The 21348-nt window shown below is 45.7% G+C and carries 16 protein-coding genes; 9 read left to right on the top strand and 7 right to left on the bottom strand.

Annotated elements, in window-relative coordinates; translation table 11 throughout:
- Positions 1-9: 9 nt before the first annotated feature.
- On the top strand, positions 10-1566 hold the full coding sequence (gene porX / locus BC643_RS14055; protein WP_120273683.1) for a T9SS response regulator signal transducer PorX: 1557 nt from the start codon (positions 10-12) through the stop codon (positions 1564-1566).
- On the opposite strand, the gene BC643_RS14050 is transcribed toward porX, so the two are convergent.
- On the bottom strand, positions 1563-2333 hold the full coding sequence (locus tag BC643_RS14050; protein WP_120273682.1) for an ABC transporter ATP-binding protein: 771 nt from the start codon (positions 2331-2333) through the stop codon (positions 1563-1565). The two genes, porX and BC643_RS14050, sit on opposite strands and share 4 nt — an antisense overlap.
- Entirely contained in the window at positions 2333-3070 is a 738-nt protein-coding gene (locus BC643_RS14045; RefSeq protein ID WP_120273681.1) for an MlaE family ABC transporter permease, read from the bottom strand. The genes BC643_RS14050 and BC643_RS14045 overlap by 1 nt, the downstream gene beginning before the upstream one ends.
- A 252-nt stretch (positions 3071-3322) precedes the next feature.
- Here BC643_RS14045 and BC643_RS14040 point away from each other — a divergent pair, with 252 nt between their 5' ends.
- The gene (locus tag BC643_RS14040; protein ID WP_170154560.1) at positions 3323-4414 is read left to right on the top strand and encodes a mannose-1-phosphate guanylyltransferase; all 1092 of its coding nucleotides are present in this window, start codon (positions 3323-3325) and stop codon (positions 4412-4414) included.
- A 135-nt stretch (positions 4415-4549) separates the two neighbouring features.
- Here the strand turns inward: BC643_RS14040 and BC643_RS14035 are convergent, their stop codons facing one another.
- Entirely contained in the window at positions 4550-5890 is a 1341-nt protein-coding gene (locus tag BC643_RS14035) for a serine hydrolase domain-containing protein (protein WP_120273679.1), read from the bottom strand.
- A gap of 160 nt (positions 5891-6050) precedes the next feature.
- Positions 6051-8246 (bottom strand): S46 family peptidase, encoded by a 2196-nt coding sequence (locus BC643_RS14030; RefSeq protein ID WP_120273678.1) that lies wholly within the window; start codon positions 8244-8246, stop codon positions 6051-6053.
- 290 nt (positions 8247-8536) lie between these two features.
- Between BC643_RS14030 and gltX the strand changes: the two genes are divergently transcribed.
- The gene (gene gltX, locus BC643_RS14025; RefSeq protein ID WP_120273677.1) at positions 8537-10057 is read left to right on the top strand and encodes a glutamate--tRNA ligase; all 1521 of its coding nucleotides are present in this window, start codon (positions 8537-8539) and stop codon (positions 10055-10057) included.
- An 88-nt stretch (positions 10058-10145) separates the two neighbouring features.
- On the opposite strand, the gene BC643_RS14020 is transcribed toward gltX, so the two are convergent.
- Entirely contained in the window at positions 10146-10850 is a 705-nt protein-coding gene (locus tag BC643_RS14020; protein ID WP_170154559.1) for a hypothetical protein, read from the bottom strand.
- Positions 10851-10894: 44 nt separating this feature from the next.
- Here BC643_RS14020 and BC643_RS14015 point away from each other — a divergent pair, with 44 nt between their 5' ends.
- A complete protein-coding gene (locus tag BC643_RS14015) occupies positions 10895-11611 on the top strand; it encodes a M48 family metallopeptidase (protein ID WP_170154558.1) in 717 nt (238 codons plus the stop codon).
- A gap of 22 nt (positions 11612-11633) precedes the next feature.
- Entirely contained in the window at positions 11634-12968 is a 1335-nt protein-coding gene (locus BC643_RS14010; protein WP_120273674.1) for a deoxyguanosinetriphosphate triphosphohydrolase, read from the top strand.
- A gap of 81 nt (positions 12969-13049) precedes the next feature.
- On the opposite strand, the gene BC643_RS14005 is transcribed toward BC643_RS14010, so the two are convergent.
- A complete protein-coding gene (locus tag BC643_RS14005) occupies positions 13050-13709 on the bottom strand; it encodes a hypothetical protein (RefSeq protein ID WP_147377231.1) in 660 nt (219 codons plus the stop codon).
- Between the two features lie 396 nt (positions 13710-14105).
- Here BC643_RS14005 and BC643_RS13995 point away from each other — a divergent pair, with 396 nt between their 5' ends.
- The 4 genes from BC643_RS13995 to BC643_RS13970 all read left to right on the top strand — a co-directional run bounded on the left by BC643_RS13995 (position 14106) and on the right by BC643_RS13970 (position 19908).
- Positions 14106-15263: a carboxypeptidase-like regulatory domain-containing protein gene (locus BC643_RS13995; protein ID WP_120273671.1), complete on the top strand. Its 1158-nt coding sequence runs from the start codon at positions 14106-14108 to the stop codon at positions 15261-15263.
- A 772-nt stretch (positions 15264-16035) separates the two neighbouring features.
- Positions 16036-17634 (top strand): arylsulfatase, encoded by a 1599-nt coding sequence (locus tag BC643_RS13980; protein WP_211338059.1) that lies wholly within the window; start codon positions 16036-16038, stop codon positions 17632-17634.
- Positions 17635-17715: 81 nt separating this feature from the next.
- Positions 17716-18702 (top strand): HAD family hydrolase, encoded by a 987-nt coding sequence (locus BC643_RS13975; RefSeq protein ID WP_120273668.1) that lies wholly within the window; start codon positions 17716-17718, stop codon positions 18700-18702.
- A 201-nt stretch (positions 18703-18903) separates the two neighbouring features.
- Positions 18904-19908: a glycoside hydrolase family 43 protein gene (locus tag BC643_RS13970; RefSeq protein ID WP_120273667.1), complete on the top strand. Its 1005-nt coding sequence runs from the start codon at positions 18904-18906 to the stop codon at positions 19906-19908.
- 104 nt (positions 19909-20012) lie between these two features.
- On the opposite strand, the gene BC643_RS13965 is transcribed toward BC643_RS13970, so the two are convergent.
- A complete protein-coding gene (locus BC643_RS13965) occupies positions 20013-21302 on the bottom strand; it encodes an efflux RND transporter periplasmic adaptor subunit (RefSeq protein WP_120273666.1) in 1290 nt (429 codons plus the stop codon).
- Positions 21303-21348 lie beyond the last annotated feature (46 nt).

Here is a 21348-nt window from a genome sequence, read left to right as displayed (position 1 = left end):
GGAAAACGTATGAAGACAATCCGGATTTTATGGACCGACGACGAAATCGATTTACTACGTCCACACATCATATTTCTCGAACAAAAAGGGTACGAGGTAGCCACATCTACAAACGGATCTGACGCCATTGACCTGGTTCGCGCCAACCACTTCGACATTATTTTTCTGGATGAAAATATGCCGGGATTAACCGGTCTGCAAACACTGACGGAAATTAAAACGCTGGAGCCAAATGTGCCGGTTGTTATGATTACGAAAAGTGAAGAAGAAGACATCATGGATCAGGCTATCGGGTCGAAGATTGCTGACTACCTTATCAAGCCTGTCAACCCGAAACAGATCTTGCTGTCGATTAAAAAGAATGTGGACCAGCACGAACTGGTTACCCGCAAAACCACCTCGGCTTACCAAAGCGAATTTGGCAAAATCGGGATGCTTCTAAATGAGCGGCTCGGCCACGAAGAATGGAAAGAAGTTTACCGGAAACTGGTTTTCTGGGAGCTGGAACTGAGCGAATCGAAGGATTCGACCATGGACGAAGTGCTGAAAATGCAAAAATCGGAAGCCAACAACAACTTCGCCAGGTACATCAAAGTCAACTACCTCGACTGGTTTCGCAAGGATCAGGAAGACAGGCCGCTTTTGTCGCCCGACCTTTTCCGTAAAAAAGTCTTCCCGTTGCTCGACAAGAACGAAAAGGTATTTGTACTGGTTGTCGACAACCTTCGCTACGACCAGTATCGCGTATTAAGCAAAGTGGTTAACCAATATTTTGTTACTGAAGAAGAAGAGCTTTACTACAGCATTTTGCCAACGGCAACCATGTACGCCCGCAACGCAATTTTTGCCGGCCTTATGCCTTCCGAAATTGCACGAATCTACCCCAATTATTGGGAAGACGATGATAACGAGGGGCACAAGAACGTCCATGAAAAAGAGCTGTTGCAAACCCAAATGAGCCGTTTGGGACGCACAGAAAAATTGTACTTTGAGAAAGTGAGCAGCCTGAAATCGGTGAAAAAATCGCAGGAAACGCTGACAAATATTTTGCAGAACGATCTCTCGGTCATGGTTTTCAATTTTGTTGATATGATTTCGCATGCCCGTACCGAAATGGAAGTAATGAAAGAACTTGCCAGCGACGAAAAAGCATACCGCTCGCTAACGCTCAGCTGGTTCAACCATTCCTTCCTGCTTGAACTCATCAAAAACCTGGCAGAAAATAACATCAAAGTAGTGGTGACAACCGACCATGGCACTGTTCGGGTAAACAATGCCTTGAAGGTAATTGGCGACCGGGAAACAGTGACCAACCTGCGCTACAAACTGGGCCGAAACCTCAACTACAATCCGAAAGAAGTATTTGAAATTACACAACCGGAAAAGGCTTTTCTGCCGGGACGAAATGTAAGCTCACGTTTCATTTTCGCCTGTAACGACGACTTCCTGGCATACCCGAATAACTTCAATTATTACGTGCAGTATTACCGCGACACTTTCCAGCATGGCGGTGTTTCGATGGAAGAAATGATCGTTCCGATTATTACGCTTTCGCCGAAGGGTTAAGCACCGTTTCCGATTCGTGCATCACGAATTTCGCGGTACTGGCGATTGGCAAAAACAAACTCCTGCAGTTTTTGATTTTCGGCATGCAGAATCTCGGTCTTGTTTCCTTCCCAGCAGGTTTCGCCCTCGCTGATGAAAAGAATTTTATCACCGATCTCCATCACCGAGTTCATATCGTGCGTGTTGATGATGGTGGTGATATTCAAATCAGTAGTGATATCGTGAATCAGGCTGTCAATCACAATCGAAGTTTCGGGGTCCAGACCCGAGTTCGGTTCGTCGCAAAACAGGTATTTGGGGTTGAGCGAAATCGCCCGGGCAATGGCAACCCGCTTCTGCATCCCACCGGAAATTTCGGCCGGCGACAAACGAAATGCCTCGGGTTTAATGTTTACCCGCTCCAGGCAATAAGCGACCCGCTTGTTCTTTTCAGCGAAACTCTGAGTGGTAAACATGTCGAGCGGGAAACGAACATTTTCTTCCACCGTCAATGAATCGAAAAGCGCTCCCCCCTGGAAAACCATCCCCATTTCCTGGCGAAGTTTTTTACGCTCTTTGTGCTTCATGCGCGTAAAGTTCCGATCATCGTAGAAAATATTTCCTTTATCAATTTCGTGCAAGCCAACGATCGATTTCAGCAAAACCGTCTTTCCCGACCCGCTTCGACCGATAATCAGGTTGGTTTGTCCTTTCAAAAATTCAGTGGAAATATTTCGCAGAACTGACTTCCCTTCAAATGATTTATAGATACTGTCAACACGGATCATTACAACAACAATTGAGTTAATATTAAGTCCCACACCAAAATCAGGATATTGGTACTCACCACAGCACGGGTGCTGGCTGCTCCAACTTCGAATGCGCCACCCTCAACATAGTAGCCAAAATAGGCCGGTACCGATGCAACCAAAAAACCAAATATCAGTGATTTGATGATCGAAAAAGTGACGTAATAGGGAACGAACGCATATTGAACACCGTTCAGGTATTCAGCAGCAGTGATCGCACCCACCAACGGGCCCACAATAAAACCACCGATTAGCCCAAAGAATACGCTTAACACGTAAAGGAACGGGAAAATGAAAACCACCGCGATGATCTTCGGTAAAATCAGATAGCTAGCGGGGTTGACCCCCATGATCTCCAGCGAATCAATCTGCTCGGTAACGCGCATACTCCCGATCTCGGAAGTAATATTCGACCCGATTTTACCGGCCATAATAAGCGCCATAATGGTTGAGGAGAACTCCAGTATCTGCGTATCGCGGTTGCCCAGGCCAACAAGATAGGTTGGCAAAAGCGGACTCACCATATTGTACGCCAGCTGAAGCGTAATGATCCCCCCCATGAAAACGGAGATAACCACAACAATGCCGACAGAGTCGAGGCCTAACGCTTCAATTTCTGTAAACAAGCGCTTCAGATAGATGCGATGTCTTTCGGGCTTCGAAAAAACCTTCGCAAGCAGTGAAAAGTATCTTCCGGCGTGATAAAAGAACTTCATGTTACAGTATTCAATTTATTTCAATTTCCAATCGATAACCGCAGTCACATCTTTCTCAAAAACCATTTTCAGGCCGCGCATTATGCTGTTGGTCGTGCTTGCTAAGGTACAAATTATCCTAAAAGATAGCGCCTTTCCTTAAAATTCAACTACCAATCGCCTCCCGGCATGTTCTTTAATACCTCTGTTTGATCAAAGAATCCTTTTTTAAAATAGGTATCTTTGCACCCGTAACGCTCAAATGATTTGCGAATGAAAAATACGTATTGTGTGATTATGGCAGGTGGAGTTGGTAGCCGTTTCTGGCCTTTAAGTAAAAGTTCTATGCCAAAACAGTTTCTGGACATCCTCGGTACGGGTCGCACATTTATTCAGATGACTTTCGACCGCTTCAAGCGTATTTGCCCGGTCGAAAATTTCATTGTTGTCACTAATTTCGATTATAAAGACCTCGTTATTCAACAATTACCTGAAATTTCGGAAAAGCAGATTTTGCTCGAGCCCCTGCGTCGTAATACGGCACCCTGTATTGCCTACGCCAGTAACCGGGTGAAGTCGATGAATCCGAATGCAACAATTGTCGTGGCACCGTCGGACCATTTAATTTTAAATGAAGAGGAATTTGTATTTCAGCTGAAAACAGGCATTTCCTTTGCCGCTGAGCACAATGCGCTGTTGACCTTGGGTATTCCTCCCAACCGACCGGAAACAGGCTTTGGTTATATTCAAATTGCCAACAAAATTGAAAACGAAGAGTCGGTACACCTGTATGAAGTAAAAACGTTCACCGAGAAGCCAAATCTGGATATGGCGAAAATCTTCGTGGACAGCGGTGAGTTCTACTGGAATTCGGGCATTTTTATTTGGTCAGTCAATTCGATCAGCAAAGCTTTTGAAAAGCATTTGCCCGATATGTACGAACGTTTCTTCACAAAGGGTGAAAAGATGTACGGCACACCCGACGAAATTTACTTCATTAATAAAGCTTACTCCGAGTGTCAGAATACATCCATCGATTATGCCGTGATGGAAAATGCCGATAACGTTTTTGTGCTTTGTGCCGATTTTGGCTGGAGCGATGTTGGAACCTGGGGCGCGCTGTATGCACAGCAACCCAAAGACGAAAAAAACAATGTTATCAGTGGCGACAGTGTATTTACCTATGCCTCCGAGAACAGTATCATTCACGTTCCCGACGGCAAAATTGCAGTTTTGCAAGGTCTCGATGGTTACATTGTAGTTGAATCAGACGACATTCTGCTTGTCTGTAAAAAAGATGACGAACAGCAAATTCGCCTAATTGTAAACGACATTCGCCTGGAAAAAGGCAATAAGTTTGTGTAAAATAGATTACTGGATGCTCAGATTTTCTGATAGTTAGACTCCGTATTTATCTGAAAAAACTGTCTTTAGTCTGAATATCCGGTCATCCAACTATCCAACAATCGGCTCATAAAGATCAGGCTGAAATCCAGCTCACTATTCGATGGCTTTCAGAATCTCTTTCATCATTTCGTTGGTGCTGAATTCACCCTTTTTAGAATAACCAGTGCGAACAACCACCAAATCTTTCGACGGGATGATAAAAATGAACTGCCCGTCGTGCCCTTTACACATAAAGGTATCGGCAGGCGCATCAGGTTGATCACCCGATTCGTTAAGCCAGAAAAAAGCCCCGTATTTACCGTTTGAGCCGTTGGCCGGTGTCGTTGTATAATCAACCCAATCGGTCGGTAAAATTTGCTCTCCCAACCAGTTTCCATTGTGCAGGTAGAGCAAACCGAAACGGGCATAGTCGCGCATGGTCGCATACAAATAGGACGAGCCAACAAAAGTCCCTGAGGCATCCAGCTCGAAGACAGCACTGCGCATCCCAATTTTATTGAACAGTTCCTCGCGCGGAAAACGCCAGTAATCGGGATCCGAAGCGAAGGTTTCGCGCAAAGCCAGGCAGGCAATGTTGGTTGTGCCAGACGAATAGTACCAAGCCGAATCGGGCCGGTAAACTGCCTCTTTCTCCAGCGCATAGGAGCCCATATCACCTACTTTATGCAGCATTATTGTCACATCGGATAGATTTCCGTATTCCTCGTTCCACTCCAGGCCCGAGTTCATATGCATCAAGTTGTTCATGGTAATCTGCTTGGGTTTCCCCATCGTCCAATTCGAAAAATCCAACGGTTTATTGATGTCCATCAGGCCCTGTTTTACCCGGATACCGACCAGCGCGTTTGTAAAACTTTTAGCCATCGACCAGCTCAAAAAACGGGTGCGGGCATTCATGTCGGCGCGGTACGCTTCGACAACCGGCTGGCCTTTGTAAACGACCGTCAAGGCGAAAGTGCCTTTAAAGGGAATGGTGTCCGACATCACCAACTTCACAGCGCGGTCGAGCTTGGCCATGTCAATTCCTTCCGGAAGACTATCAGGCATCATGTCGCCCATGGGCCAGGGAATTGTATCCGGATTTTCGGGCAAAATGATTGTTCCTGGGTAGGCTCGGCTACGGATTTCCTCGTCGCTGTATTCTTTTACCAGGGTGCAGCCGTAACCATCCAGATAAACTGCTTTCGACTTTCCCCACAGAAACCGCGACACCACTTCTTTTTTAACGGTGTCAACCTTATTACTTGTGAATTTAATCACCGAAAAGTTCAGATCCTCCGCTTCAAGTGACTGCTGCGAGCGACCGGCAAGGAAGACACCGGAAGCCAGATTTTTTGCGGCATAACCGGTTATCACCGGCATCAACAGGTTGAGATAAAATGCTCCGCCGCCCAAAACAGCAAGCAGTACAATCAGTACTATTCTTTTTTTCATTTGAATCCGTTTTGAAGTTGAAAGGGGTCTAACGTCAGACCGACTATTTCGCGAATAAATATAAAGGTATCCGGCAAATTGAGAAGAATCGGCAGGCAAAAAAAGAAGGCTGTCCCCTCAAACAGGAACAGCCTTCATCAATATCATTTAAACTTCTTGCTTACTTTTCAGAAGAAGCTACATCCTTTTCAACTTTTTTATCCGACTTCACAAGCGTCATTTCGTCGATCAGGTTCTTTGCTCCGGCAAACTTGTCGATTGTCCACAGCACAAAACGAATGTCAACACAAATACACTTTTGAAGTTCCGGTTCGAAAGCGATATCGCCGCTCATGGCTTCCCAGTTACCATCGAAAGCAATACCCGTCAACTGGCCTTTGCCATTGATAACCGGACTACCCGAGTTACCACCGGTAATATCGTTGTTGGTAGTGAAACAAGTGCGCAATTCACCGTTTTCGTCTGCATAATCACCGAAATCTTTGGCGTAGAACAGATCCTTCAAACGGGCAGGTACATCAAACTCGTCGTCACCCGGAATTTCTTTCTCGATATAACCTTTCAGAGTCGTGTAGTAATCGTACTTCACGCCATCGCGCGGCACATAGTCACCCACTGTTCCGTATGTCAAACGCATGGTGCTGTTGGCATCCGGGTAGAACTTGCGATCTTTTTCCATCTCCATCAGGCCAGCCACAAACAAACGACGACCTTCCTGTAATCCACCAGACGTTCTGTTGACGATTTCACCCAAAATAGTAGCTTGACGGAAAATGCTTTCTGCTACCTGAAAGGCAGGATCTTTGTCCATCACTTTCAAACTCGGATCGCTCAGGAACGCTTCCAGTTTCTCTTGATCAGCAAAAACGGTTTTACCGAAAACATAAGCCATAAAATCAGCTGCGTTTCCTTTGTATTTTTTATTGATATCGGCAAAGAAGGTTGGGTAGAACGCCGGATCAACATTCTTTTTGTAAACATCGACCAAAGCAGCAGCAACTTTTTCGTCGGTTGCAGCATCGTAATCTTTGAAGAACTCATCAACACGCGAACGGATACGTTCAACATTTGCCTGAACACGATCTTCGTTGTTGGCTGATTTCAAGGCTTCATGCAATCCTTTCATGTTCATGCAGAATGCAAAAAGCTCAGGCCCACGGAACATGGTTTCCATCAGGTATTCCGATGCAACATCATCGCGCTGTTCGCGGTACGAATCTTCGATCATTTCCAATGCTTTGCCATATTTCTCCGTACGTTCAGCGTCTGCATCCACCCATTCGGTAAATTTAGCTTCGAGCGCCTTTTTCTTTTCTACCACATCCAAAGCTTCCAAGCCTTTGTTTTGGCCAATGCTGTATTTGTAGTAGTTTGAACTGCGGGCATATTTTGATGCATACTGAATGTTCGCTTTTTGGCTCGAGTTCATGTAATCTTTCAGGATCGCCAACTTAACACCACGGGCATTGATACGAACCGTGTTGGTTACGTCCATGGTGTATTCAACGCCAAACGATGTTTTGTAACGGTTGGTGCGACCAGGATATCCCATCACCATGGCAAAATCGCCATCTTCATAACCATCCAACGAAATTGGCAGGAAATGTTTCGGTTCCAACGGAACGTTGTCCGGTGAGTAGTCAGCCGGTTTTCCATCCGGGCTGCAATAAACACGGAAGATCGAGAAGTCACCGGTGTGACGAGGCCACATCCAGTTGTCGGTGTCACCACCAAATTTCCCGATTGATGCCGGAGGCGCACCTACCAAGCGTACATCGCGGTATGTTTCGTAAACAAACAGGTAATATTTGTTGCCTTCGAACATGGTTTGCACACGTGCTTCGTAATCGTTGTCCGCAGTTGCCTCTTTCTGAATTTCGAATGACGCTTTCTGAATTTTTTCTTTTCGTTCGTCTTCAGGAGCGTTAAACTCAACGCCATCCAACACGCGGTCGGTTACATCCTCAACGCGAACCAGGAAAGAAACCGTTTTGCCCGGATTCGGCAATTCTTCTTCCATTGATTTTGCCCAAAAACCATCGCGCAAATAGTCATGCTCAACCGAGCTGTGTGCCTGAATTTCTCCAAAACCACAGTGGTGGTTGGTCAATAACAAACCTTTTGGCGAAACCAGCTCCGCCGTACATGAGCCGTGATCCAACGCCACAACCGCATCTTTCAAACTGGACTGATTGATATTGTAGATATCGTCTGCACTCAATTCTAATCCCATCTTTTGCATATCGCCGATATTCAGCTTTTGAATCAGCGCAGGCAGCCACATTCCTTCATCCGCACGGGCAGTTCCCTGCCACAACAATCCGAGAGTGACTACAACAAGAAATAATTTCTTCATCCTTTGTACTTATGTTATTTATTTAGCTTTCAAAAAATTGCAAAGTTAATTGGATTAACCTTTTTCGCCGAGTTTAAAAACATAGAATGCTTTTAAATCATCACCTTATTTAGTATGCGAATTACGAAATCATTACACGGCAGCTCAAAATTTTATTCCATCCCGGCAGCTTTTATCTTAAATACCGGTATTTGCCCGAATTATCGCTCTTTATAAGCCGATATAAAAAATTCAGTTTTAGCCCGTTTTAAAAATATCTATCTTTGCGGGCAAAATAGAATATTACAGACATGGAAGCTAAAGTGAGGGTACGTTTTGCGCCGAGTCCAACCGGACCATTACACATGGGTGGTGTTCGCACTGCTCTGTTCAATTACCTTTTCGCCAAAAAGTTAGGCGGCGATTTTTTGCTAAGGATTGAAGATACCGATCAAACAAGATATGTGCCGGGAGCCGAAGACTACATTATCGAATCGTTGAAATGGTGTGGTTTGGTGCCGGACGAAGGTGTTGGCTTTGGAGGGGAATACGGTCCCTATCGTCAAAGCGAGCGCAAAGCTATGTACCGCCAGTATGCCGACCAACTGGTTGAAGGCGGCAATGCTTACTACGCTTTCGATACGCCGGAAGACCTTGACGCCCTTCGTAAAGAAGCTGAAGAAAACAAAACCGTTTTCTCTTACGATTTGCACACGCGCAACAAACTGCAAAACTCACTGACACTTTCTGCTGAAGAAGTTGAAAAGAAAATCGCAGCCGGTGACCCTTGGGTTATCCGCTTCAAGATGCCCGAAAATACCGACGTTATCGAGAAGGATTTGATCCGCGGCGAGGTAAAATTCAATACCAACCAATTGGATGATAAAGTGCTTTTCAAAGCCGACGGTATGCCAACTTACCACCTGGCTAACGTGGTTGACGACCACCTGATGAAAATCACCCATGTGATCCGAGGTGAAGAATGGTTACCATCTATGCCGCTGCACGTGTTGTTATACAAAGCCTTGGGCTGGGAGGAACGTCCTCAGTTCGCACACTTACCATTGATTTTGAAGCCAACCGGAAAAGGCAAGCTCAGCAAGCGCGACGGCGATAAAATGGGCTTCCCCGTTTTCCCGTTGTTGTGGACTGACCCAACCAGTGGCGAAATCTCGCGTGGATACCGCGAAGATGGTTATTTCCCGGAAGCATTTATTAACCTGCTGGCACTGTTGGGCTGGAATGCCGGTACCGAGCAGGAATTCTTCAGCATGGAAGAGCTGATCGAAAACTTTAGCCTCGACCGCGTGGTGAAATCAGGAGCCCGTTTCGACCCCGAAAAAGCAAAATGGTTCAACCGCCACTACCTGCAGGAAAAATCGAACGAAGAGCTGACCAAGCTTTTCAAACCCGTTTTAGCTGCAAAAGGTGTTTCCATCGCCGATGAAATGGTTACCCGAATCATCGCCATCATCAAGGAACGTTGCGAGTTTGTTACCGACTTATGGGAACAAGGAAATTATTTCTTCCAGGCGCCTGAGAGTTACGACGACAAGACCGTGAAGAAGAAATGGAAAGAAGAAACTCCTGCCATGCTGAACGAAATCGTGGAGCTTTTTAAAGGTTTGAACGACTGGAACGCGACGGCAGTAAAAGAGGAATTCTCGAATTTCATGAATGCCAAAGGCTGGGGATTTGGCGTGATCATGGTACCGATCCGTTTGGCTTTGGTGGGCAGCAGCCAGGGAGCCGACCTGTTCGATATTTTTGAAATCATTGGAAAAGAAGAAACCATCAGCCGAATTGAAAAGGCTGTTGCTACAATAAAATAAACTGCCTTCAGGCAGTGCTACAAAATAAAAGATGCCAGCTCCTTGCAAAAGGGACTGACATCTTTTTTTCCACTATGTCAAATAAAAACTACTTCATTTTTTCGATGTAGAGTTTTCGCAGCCCCTGCAAATACTCCAAACTCAGCTTTTGGGAATAGATACGCACAAACTCGTGTATTTTGCCTTCGTGCCAAAATGCACCAACTGCAGCATCAAACTTACTTTCCTCCCAGTTGTATTTCACTCTGTTGGTCAAAGCATTAAAGTCTTCCCATGACTGTTCTTTCGGAAGCTCAATGTACGCATGATACTCTTCCTTGTTATCCAGATAAATACCATCGTCAATCTGCGTCAGGTTGAAAAACTTCACCACCTTGATTTGCGCCACTGCTTCCAGTCCGCGTTTGCTTTTCACCATAAAATAAATTCCCTGGTCGTTGTATGCTTTTTGCAAATCGCCAATCAGATCGTAGCGGTTCAGGTGGCGAACACGCAACACGTTGTAGGTTGTATCGACCAACTGAACAAACCCTTTTCCGGCATCGAATTTTTCGTTAAACACTTTTTCGACTTTCTGTGTCGCACGAATAATATCCATCAACGGATACTGTTCCTGTAAAGCCAAATACATGTAAATCGGATTTGCACCAAAAGGGGTTTCATGATAATAACCGGGGAATGGTTCCAAGGCCTCGAAAACCAGTGTCCCGGTCTGAACTTTATCGTCGATCGTCATCACAGTTTCCTGCTTGCGAATCGTGCCGAAAACTTCAATTGCATTTTTTGGTTCCATATCTCAATTTTTACGGGATTGCTTATCTTCGTCACAGATATCCAATGATGGCAACTGACAATTACTTTCACTTAGAACCGATCGGTGCGATACATATCCGGAAAAACCCACGCTCCAGCCGCATTCGTCTTCGGGTAAAACCCGACGGAAAGGTTCAGGTATCGATGCCCCTGCTTGTTTCTGAACAAAAAGCGATTGATTTTGTAAAGAGCAAGGTGGATTGGATACTTAGACAACAACAAGATATTAAAGCTAGTTTAACTATCTTCAGTCCGGACAAGTGTTTTAAAACAAAATTTCACGAGCTGAAAATTGTAACCGTGGCGCAAAATAAAGTATCCGGAATGGTTGGAAAAGGATTTATCCAGATCAATGTTCCTGCGAATCAAAGTTTTCAACGCCCCGAAATACAGCAATTTATAAGAAAAGTTATTGTCAGTGTAATGCGGCAGGAAGCCAAAGTTTATCTACCGGCGCGCTTGATGGAGTTGGCGGACAAACATGGGCTGCAAGTTGAGAATGTGTATGTAAAACATGTCAAAAGCCGATGGGGAAGTTGTTCATCCGTCAACAACATTAACCTGAACTTGCACCTGATGCGACTGCCCGACCGGTTGATTGATTATGTAATTTTACACGAGCTCGCGCACACTATTGAAAAGAATCACGGCCCGGGATTTTGGAAACTGCTGGAAAAGATTTGCCCCGGATCCAAAAAACTGGACAAAGAACTCAACAATTACCACGTCGACATTTATTAGGTCGGCTGATGAATATAGAAAGATGAATTGGAACAAACTGATATCGACCCGGCGACTGGGATCGCTGCCACCAACTGACGCAAGTGATTTGTACAACCGTACGCAGTTTCAGCGCGACTACGACCGGATGATTTTCTCGTCGCCCTTTAGGCGGATGCAAAACAAAACACAGGTTTTCCCGCTACCGGGAAGTATTTTTGTGCACAACCGGCTTACCCACTCGCTGGAAGTAGCGAGCGTTGGCCGTACGCTGGGAAGCATGCTCGGCGAGCGTCTGCGGAAAAAAGGCGAAGATCATCCGCTATTGGCCGAATTGGGAGCTGTAGTGTCGGCCGGTTGCCTGGCACACGACATGGGAAACCCGCCCTTCGGACACGCCGGCGAAGAAGCCATCTCCAACTATTTTACCGCCGGGCATGGTCGCCAGCTGAAGTCGATGCTGACTGAAGCGGAGTGGACCGACTTCACTTATTTTGATGGAAATGCCAATGCACTGCGCCTTTTGAGCCACCAGTTCAAAGGACGCCGCGATGGCGGTTTCGCGCTAACTTACACCACGCTGGCTTCGATTGTGAAATACCCATACGAATCGATTGGCGTGAGCAAGCCCAAGTTTGGTTTCTTCCAGTCTGAAAAAGATTTGTACAAAGGCATTGCCGAGGAACTGGGCCTGGATCAAACCGGCGACAACCCCTTGCGTTTTGTGCGACACCCCTTGGTTTACATGGTTGAAGCAGCCGACGACATCTGCTACCAAATCATGGACATGGAGGATGCGCACAAGCTAAAAATCGTTCCGTATGATACGGTGATTGAGCTGTTCCGCAATTTCTTCGACAAAGAACAGGACAAGTCGATCCTCTCGAAAATAGATCAGAACTTTAAAATTGTAACCGACCGCAATGAGCAGGTTGCCTACCTGCGTGCATCGGTGATCAACAAGTTGGTGAAGGAATGCGTGGAAGTGTTTGATTCGAACATGGACGCGATCATGGCCGGAACATTCAATACAGCACTGATCAAAAAAGTGACCGGCTCGTCGAAAGTTGCGATGGATGCGATTGTTCCGCTGTCGGTTGAGAAAATTTACCGCGACCGCTCGGTGATTGAGATTGAAGTTGCCGGTTACAAAATCCTCGGCACTTTGCTCGACGAGTTTATCAATGCAGTGTTGGCTCCAAAAGCAGGGCTTTCGAGACGACTGCTTTCGCTGATGCCCGAACAGTACACCGGCGATCACCAAACCGACTATGAAAAAATTCAGTCGGTAATCGACTTCGTATCTGGGATGACGGATCTGTTCGCCCTCGACCTGTACCGCAAAATCAAAGGAATTAATCTCCCGGGAATCGGGTAAGATTAGATTATTGGACATTAGATTTTCAGACTGCCAGATCGGCGCTAGTCTAAAAATCTAATGTCGAAGATCTTCTTCTCTCTACTGTTTTCCGATTTCGTTTTTCAGCAGGGTCACATTGTTTTTCAGACGCTCAATAGTTTCGTCTTTTTCCTGTCCCTCAACTTTCAACTTCTGGATATCGGCTTTCAACGAAGCAATTTGTTGCATCTGCGCTTCGTACAAACCGCTTTTTTGCTCCAGTTGGCGGTTCAAACTTTCCGCGTTAGCCTGTTCCTTTTCGTAGCTGAATTTTAAATCCGACAATTCATTCTTGGTTGAGGTCAACTCATTGGAAAGATTTGTATTGCGGGTTTGCAGGTCAGTAGATGCGCCCTGGCTTTTATCCAAAGCTTCTTTCATCTGGCGTTTTTCAAACTCAAAGGCGTACAGTTTTTCTTCAATCGTTGCGTCTTTTTCCTGCACATTCGATTTCAAAGAATTAATCTGTCCCTGCAGGTCGCCAATTTGCTGATCTTTTTCCGCATTGCTGGTCATCAAATCCTTTTTCATGCTTTCGTAGTCAGCGATCATTTTGGCAATGCGGCTGTCTTTCGCCTCATTCTCATCGGTCAACTCGCGAACACGTTGTTCGGCACGCATTTTCGACGACTCCATCTCAACATATTTCTTTTTAGAAACACAGGCCGAAAGGCTCACGGCCAATATGGTAGAAACGACTAAAATTCTGTTTGTTCTCATGGGTATAAATTTGTTTTCGATGCTCAATCGGTTTATCAATTTGCTAACGCTATTCTCTTTTTCTGATCGGTGTTTAATTGGCTCCGGAACGACTAACGTCCCTCACACCAAACTCCTAATAATAAGCCCCGGTCGAATCAAGATGTTTACTGATTAATAAATTTTAACGAACTTAGAGGCTGATCAAGAGTTATCTAAATTATAAAAAATCTATCAAATATGAGGCCAAAGCAAGTTGCGGCCGCTCTGGACAAATGCCGGAAAGCGATTTCAGAAGCCACGAACAACAAAGATTTCCGGAACTAAATTTCGCACGAGTCCGATCTCGGTTCAGTATTTGTTAGAAAACTCGTATTGTCAGAAAATTGCAGAAAACACCATTGAAAAATTAGTCAAATGAAACACATTCTTATTCTTGCCTCCATCCTGCTTAGCCTGTCGGTTCAGGCGCAGACAAAGCTGCTTAAAGGTCGGATTGTTGATGCAGGAGATCAATCAGGCATTGCCTACACAAATATTGGTATTGAAGGAACATTTTACGGTACGGCCAGCGACGCCGACGGCTTTTTCGAATTGAAAATCCCGGACGAATTTGCGGACAAAAACCTTTTTGTCTCGGCCGTTGGATACGAAAACGAAAGCTACTCCGTGAGTGAGTTGCTGCAAAAAGATTTTGCGCGCCTGGCGTTAACCGAGCAGACCTACAGTATCGAAGGCATTGACGTGGCTGCACAATCCCGGGTACTTTTCCGGGTTATCCGCACGGCTATCGAACAAACTCCAACCAATTACCATTCGGGCTCAATTGGGATGAAATACCATTATTTAGGAAAAACTTTTGTCAACGACTCGGCTGCCCAAATCCGCGAAGCAATCGTGGAAATGAGCGACCAAGCAGGCTACAGCAAACCAGGAGTGACCAATGCCTATGAAAGCAGAAACTACCGGTTCACCGAAGTCAACAAAAATTTCGATTCTTATTCGTTCCCCGAAGGACAAAGCGGCTTTGATGAGCTGATTGACCAGGATGTCGTTCGGCAGGCAAACACCGTTTTCAACGAAAAACTGATCAACGATTACGATCTTCATCTGGAAGGAATCAGCTCCTACGAAGGGGATTCCGTTTGGGTGATCTCGTACAAAACCAACAAACCGGATCTGGTGCACAGCGGCGACTATTATGCCACTAAACTGGAAGGCAAACTGTATATTCTGAAAAGCAATTATGCGTTGGTCCGCAACGAGTGTTTGATTGAAGCGACCAAGAACAACCCGCAAAACCGCAGTTTGTATACAACAGGCAACGATCAGCAACAAGTGAGTTACCACCTGACAACCATCTACCAGAAACAGGGTGGCAAGTATTTGCTGAGTTACATGGATCAGGATAAAACATTCACCAATCCAGCGGGCGAAAAAATAAAATTGTCGCGCAAAGCAGCTCTTCTCGACTTCAGCAAATCGCCACAACTGATTTCAGGACGCAGCTATTTTGAAGATGCCAATTACGATGAGAAGTTCTGGAACAGCTTCCACACCGGTAAAAAATTATAAAGAAATAAAACGTTTTATTCAGGCCCATTTCGCTTATCCCGGAATGGGCTTTTTTATTAGTCATCGTTATAATTCTCTCGCAATTAAATCCAGCATGAAGTAAGAACGATGTCAATCGACCACGATCACGCATGAAAGAATAAAATTTTCACTAAACAAAAACATACTGATGTACCTTCCCGAAAACGCAACAATCAAGAATGCCCCCAAGTATAAAAGGAATAGAAAACTACACATAAACTTAAGAACGATAAAATCTCTTTTAACGGAAAATTTTTCATTTAAATCCTGAATATAAAATAGAAATGTTGTAACTTTTTGAACGTTACCGCTCATAATAACGAAGCGAAGTTTACAAAAAACAGATCTGTTGGTCTGAAAGATATTTAAACTGGGTTATCTAAAAACGTGCTCATCCGGGTGGCAGAAAGTTCAAAAAAAAACAGAGCATTCAGCAACTACTGGGTGTGACAAGATTTCAAACGAGACGTATGTAAAACCCAAAAAAATATCTGATGAAGACATAAAACTCACCTTATTCCCCTATTTAAGTTCCACTACAAACTTAATCCAAACAGGAAAATTCCTGCGTAAACCGTTATCTCTGTGCTCACTGAAAGGACTCAGTAATTGAAGCCTCACCCCTGCCCAAAGGTTTCTTATATCACCCCATCTTGACCCCTCACGAAGACCTCGTCTCCCAGGAGTTTCATCCGGGATCATAAAAACAATCACAAACAATTCTATTCCAGACTAAAATTAATTCTCAATTATGAAATTGAACAATAAATCACTGGCGGGCCAATTCGCTGGTATGCTAATCGTTCTTACTTGCTTGGGCGTTTATCTGCCACAAACAAGTCAAGCTCAAAAAACGGACAAGCCCAATATTCTTGTCATCTGGGGCGATGACATTGGTACCTGGAACATCAGTCACAACAACCGAGGCATGATGGGCTATATGACGCCCAACATCGACCGGATTGCAGACGAGGGCATCTCGTTCACCGACTACTACGGACAACAGAGCTGTACTGCAGGACGTGCGGCATTTTTGGGCGGTAATGTTCCGGTTCGCACGGGGATGACCAAAGTAGGCTTGCCTGGAGCCAAAGAAGGTTGGCAAAAAACGGATGTTACCATCGCCACCGTAATGAAAGGCGAGGGCTACGCAACCGGCCAGTTTGGTAAAAACCACCAGGGCGACCGTGACGAGCATCTTCCAACCATGCACGGCTTCGACGAATTCTTCGGAAACCTTTATCACCTCAACGCCGAAGAAGAACCTGAAAATGAAGACTATCCGGGCGACATGGTCCTGAAAAGCGGCAAAACATTTAAAGAAATTTATGCACCACGTGGTGTTTTGAAATGCAAAGCAGACGGTAAAGGTGGCCAGTCCATCGAAAACACAGGCCCTTTGACTAAAAAGCGGATGGAAACCATCGACGAAGAAACTGTTGCTGCTGCGATCGATTTCATCAAACGTCAGAATGAAGCCGGTAAACCATTTTTCTGTTGGTGGAACGGAACTCGTATGCACTTCCGCACCCACGTGAAAGACGATCATCGTGGCATTTCCGGCCAGGACGAATACAGCGATGGTATGGTTGAACACGACATGCAGGTTGGCGAATTACTGGCCGTTTTGGACGAACTGGGCATCGCTGACAATACCATCGTTTTTTATTCAACAGACAATGGCCCGCACTACAATACCTGGCCCGATGCCGGAACAACTCCTTTCCACAGCGAAAAGAATTCAAACTGGGAGGGTGCTTATCGAGTTCCTGCTTTTATTCGCTGGCCGGGGCATTTCCCTGAAAATAAAACCCTGAACGGAATCGTATCACACGAAGATTGGCTGCCTACTTTTGCTGCAGCTGCCGGTGATACCGACGTGAAAGATCGACTGAGATCCGGAACCAGCATCAATGGCCGCTCTTACAAAAATTATATCGACGGTTACAACATGCTGGATTACCTGAGTGGAAAAGTAGACGAATGTCCGCGCCACGAGTTCTGGTATGTAAATGATGATGGTCAGGTTGTGGCCGCACGATACGACGACTGGAAGGCTGTCTTCCTGGAAAACCGGGGTGAGAAGTTCGGCGTTTGGATTGAGCCATTTGTCGAGCTGCGTGTACCCTACGTTTTCAACCTCAGACGTGATCCGTTTGAAAAAGCACTCCACAATTCAAACACCTATTACGATTGGTTACTGGATCATGCTTTTGTTTTGGTTCCAGTTCAGCAGTTGGCTGCTCAATTCCTGCTTACCATGAAAGACTATCCTCCTTCACAAACGCCGGGTGCATTTAACCTGAGCAAGATTGAGGAAATGTTGAATAATCCGGGCGGAGGACACTAAAATCCTATTCGATAAAAATTTAGAAGTTGCCTCACAGCCAACCGCTGTGAGGCACTTTTCTCATTAAAAAAAGCTGAAATCATGAAAATACGTTCATTCTTTTGGGTATTGTTCTTCTTTGTAAGTTGTAGCTCACCGTCCAACCAAGCCACTGTAACCGAAGAAGTAGCCGATCCGCTTTCACTTTGGAACAACGGCGAAGTAAAAACGGCAATCACGGGCTTTGTCGCTGCGGTTACCGACTCAAGCGCCGCCGAGTTTGTCTCCGCAAGCGACCGAATTGCCGTATTCGATAATGACGGCACACTTTGGTGCGAAAAACCACTTTACATCCCTGTCGAAATTGAATTGGCCTACATAAAAAGTAAATACAGTGAGCACCCCGAATGGAGCAAAGACAAATTATTCAAGGCTATTGCGAACAACGACCTTGCCGTCTTGGGTGAATACAGCACTGGTGAGTTGATCTCGAAATTATTTAGCACACAGGACGGAATGATGGAAAAGGACTACCAGGATTTCGTCTACCAAATGCTTTCCACTGCCAAACACAGCCGTTTTGACCGTCCCTTCAAGGAAACAACCTTTTCGCCAATGGTACAGCTTGTTCATTATCTTCAGGAAAATGGTTTTAAAGTGTATATTGTCACAGGTGGCGAAATATCGTCGGTACGCACGGTCTCCGAAGAAATCTACAATATCCCAAAAGAGAATGTTGTGGGAAGCAGTGTTGTTTGGGAATACGTATCGAACTACAGCGGCACCTACCTGGTCAGAACCGGCAAAATCAACTCGGCAAACGACAAACAGGTAAAACCAACCAACATTGAATTGCACATTGGCCGAAAACCGATTTTCGCGGCTGGTAACAGTGACGGTGATTACCAAATGATGGAATACACGCTTTCCAACAGCAAACCATCCATGGCGATCCTCGTCCATCACGACGATTCAATTCGGGAATACAACTACATGCACGGAACCGAAAAAGCAATAGAAGATGCCGCAGCAAAGGGATGGTATGTTGTGAGCATGGAAAAAGACTTTAACGAGATTTTCGCGAAATAGCCTGAATACAAACAGCTACGAAAACGGATTGTCGTCTGTATCGGAAAGACGAATCAAAACGGAAAGCCGTCAGGCTGTTGAAAAACGAAATGCTCTTGCGGTCAAAACATCGTTAAAAATGCCTCAATCAGAACGGTCTAATTGTCAGATGTCACTATATTTGGGCAACTATACTCAATTTACGTACACACGACAAAAGACATGAAACTGATTAAAACGTTGACGATACTCCTGATCGCTGTTGGTTTTCACAGCGCCTGTTTCGCCCAATCCCTGTATTTTGACAACCCGATTGCTGAAAAACGAGCGGATCCCTGGGTTTGGAAAACGCCGGAAGGTACTTATTATTTGATTGCTACGGTTCCCGAATACGACCGGATAGTCATCCGGAAATCACACAGCATCAACGGACTGAAAACGGCTCCCGAAAAAGAGATCTGGCACAAACACGAAACCGGTGTCATGGGTCACCACATTTGGGCTCCCGAGCTTCACCGAATTGACGGGAAATGGTACATCTACTTCGCGGCCGGCGAAGCCGAAAAAATCTGGAACATCCGGATGTGGGTACTCTCAAATTCTTCGGACGATCCGATGACCGGAGAATGGAAAGAAGAAGGCCAGATTATAACCGAAAAAGAATCGTTCTCGCTGGACGCCACCACCTTCGAGCACAACGGCAAAAGATACCTGATTTGGGCCCAAAATGTGAGAGGAGCCAACCACGGAACAGCTCTGGTTCTTTCGGAAATGAAAGATCCGCTGACCCTGACAGGTCCGGAAGTCGTGATCACCGAGCCCGACTTTAGCTGGGAGCGCATGAAATACAGCGTAAACGAAGGCCCTGCTGTCCTTCAGAAAAACGGGAAAATCTTCGTAACCTATTCGGCCAGTGCAACCAATCACAATTACTGCGTTGGTTTATTGTGGATCGACGAAAATGCAGATTTGCTGGACGCCGCCAACTGGAACAAATCGCCCGGCCCTGTTTTCTACACCAACGAAGATTTCAAACGCTACGGCCCGGGACACAACTCATTCACCACTGCCGAGGATGGCAAAACAACCGTGATGATTTACCATGCCCGGGATTACAAGGATATCCAGGGACACGAATTATCCGATCCCAATCGTGCCACCAGAGCCCGAGTAGTCGAATGGTCCGAAACCGGATTCCCTGATTTTCTGCAAAGTCTGGGAGATTAAAATCTAAAATGAATTCTATTTCGGCACTCGTGTCGATTCCGAATAAAATAAAAGTCGCTCATCCGCGTTGGATGAGCGACTTTTATTTTGATCAGATCCGTATGTTATTTCTTCGCACTAAACAGCTCTTTCTCATCAACGCGTTTCACATCCATACTGTCCTTCAGTGTTCGGCTAACCACGTTGAACGGCCCGGTAATAATCTCGTCACCCGCTTGAATGCCGCTTTCAATTTCAATGTTTGCATTATCCTGAATACCGGTTACCACAGGTTGACTGAAAGCCCGACCATCGCGTAACACGAAAACGACTTCGTGCTTATCTGCCACTTTTTTCTCAGCAGTCTCTTCTTGCTTTTCTGCCGGAATACGAGTCGTAACCGCCTGGATGGGAACTGCGATTACATCCGGCCGCGTATCAGTCTGCACATCAACCGTAGCCGACATACCCGGCCGGAACGGGTACCGTTTCATGCCTACACTATCAATCAGATCCGCATAGGATGATTTTAAAAGAAGCACCTTCACGTCAAAATTGGTCACCTGGTCGCCGGACGCACCAACCGTATTAGCCGAATTGGCGATCTCGGTAACAATACCCTTGAACTTGCGCTTCAGGTAGGCGTCCACCTCCACCAGCGCTGTATCATTTTTCGACACCTTCACAATGTCATTCTCATTCACTTCAACTTTCACCTCCATCTGCTCCAGATCCGAGATGATCATCATCACAGTTCCCTCGTACATGTTGGTGCCCACAACGCGCTCGCCTTTTTCCACATTCAGCTGCGAAACGGTGCCATCCATCGGCGCATAAATCTTGGTTTTCACCAGTTGCTCCTGCGCTTCGGCTACCGACGCTTCATTCGACTTCACCGAAAACTCAGCCGACGTCACTTCAGCTTGCGCAATTTTGTAGGCGGCATCTGCCGACTCGAACTCAGACTGCGCAATGGTTTGCTGATCGTACAATTGTTTGGAACGTTTAAAGGCAAGCTCGCTTTCCAGCATGCGTGCCTGGGCCTGAGCCAGCATGGCTTTTGCCGAGTTCAGACCTGCCTCGGCCCGATTCAATGCCTGGATGTAAATATCAGGCTTGATGATCACCAGCAATTGCCCGGTCTTTACATCTTCGCCTTCCTGAACTTTCAAGTCGATAATCTCGCCCGATACATCCGGGCTAATCTTTACTTCGGTTTTGGGCTGAATCTTTCCGTTGGCAGTAATCAGTTCGGTAATGGTGCGGCTCTCAACTTTCTGAGTCAGCACATTTACCTGGAAATCGGCACCAAACCAACCTTTTTTCTTACCAACAATCAGTACAATAATCAGAACGACTGCCAGGATTAAAATGAGAGGAAGTACTTTATTGCGTTTCTTTTTTCGTTGTTGCATGGTCACGTTTTTGGAAAGTCGAATAATGGTTTTCAGAACCTAAATT

The organism is Mangrovibacterium diazotrophicum (assembly GCF_003610535.1).
In the GTDB taxonomy this organism is placed as follows: Bacteria; Bacteroidota; Bacteroidia; order Bacteroidales; family Prolixibacteraceae; genus Mangrovibacterium; species Mangrovibacterium diazotrophicum.
Note: the sequence above shows the minus strand (reverse complement) of the source record. Positions and strands in the feature narration are given on the sequence as shown.

Excerpts from the sequence above, each read along its gene's own strand:
- porX (WP_120273683.1), top strand. The coding sequence starts at position 10 with ATGAAGACAATCCGGATTTTATGGACCGACGACGAAATCGATTTACTA.
- BC643_RS14050 (WP_120273682.1), bottom strand. The coding sequence starts at position 2,333 with ATGATCCGTGTTGACAGTATCTATAAATCATTTGAAGGGAAGTCAGTT.
- BC643_RS14045 (WP_120273681.1), bottom strand. The coding sequence starts at position 3,070 with ATGAAGTTCTTTTATCACGCCGGAAGATACTTTTCACTGCTTGCGAAG.
- BC643_RS14040 (WP_170154560.1), top strand. The coding sequence starts at position 3,323 with ATGAAAAATACGTATTGTGTGATTATGGCAGGTGGAGTTGGTAGCCGT.
- BC643_RS14035 (WP_120273679.1), bottom strand. The coding sequence starts at position 5,890 with ATGAAAAAAAGAATAGTACTGATTGTACTGCTTGCTGTTTTGGGCGGC.
- BC643_RS14030 (WP_120273678.1), bottom strand. The coding sequence starts at position 8,246 with ATGAAGAAATTATTTCTTGTTGTAGTCACTCTCGGATTGTTGTGGCAG.
- gltX (WP_120273677.1), top strand. The coding sequence starts at position 8,537 with ATGGAAGCTAAAGTGAGGGTACGTTTTGCGCCGAGTCCAACCGGACCA.
- BC643_RS14020 (WP_170154559.1), bottom strand. The coding sequence starts at position 10,850 with ATGGAACCAAAAAATGCAATTGAAGTTTTCGGCACGATTCGCAAGCAG.
- BC643_RS14015 (WP_170154558.1), top strand. The coding sequence starts at position 10,895 with ATGATGGCAACTGACAATTACTTTCACTTAGAACCGATCGGTGCGATA.
- BC643_RS14010 (WP_120273674.1), top strand. The coding sequence starts at position 11,634 with ATGAATTGGAACAAACTGATATCGACCCGGCGACTGGGATCGCTGCCA.
- BC643_RS14005 (WP_147377231.1), bottom strand. The coding sequence starts at position 13,709 with ATGAGAACAAACAGAATTTTAGTCGTTTCTACCATATTGGCCGTGAGC.
- BC643_RS13995 (WP_120273671.1), top strand. The coding sequence starts at position 14,106 with ATGAAACACATTCTTATTCTTGCCTCCATCCTGCTTAGCCTGTCGGTT.
- BC643_RS13980 (WP_211338059.1), top strand. The coding sequence starts at position 16,036 with ATGAAATTGAACAATAAATCACTGGCGGGCCAATTCGCTGGTATGCTA.
- BC643_RS13975 (WP_120273668.1), top strand. The coding sequence starts at position 17,716 with ATGAAAATACGTTCATTCTTTTGGGTATTGTTCTTCTTTGTAAGTTGT.
- BC643_RS13970 (WP_120273667.1), top strand. The coding sequence starts at position 18,904 with ATGAAACTGATTAAAACGTTGACGATACTCCTGATCGCTGTTGGTTTT.
- BC643_RS13965 (WP_120273666.1), bottom strand. The coding sequence starts at position 21,302 with ATGCAACAACGAAAAAAGAAACGCAATAAAGTACTTCCTCTCATTTTA.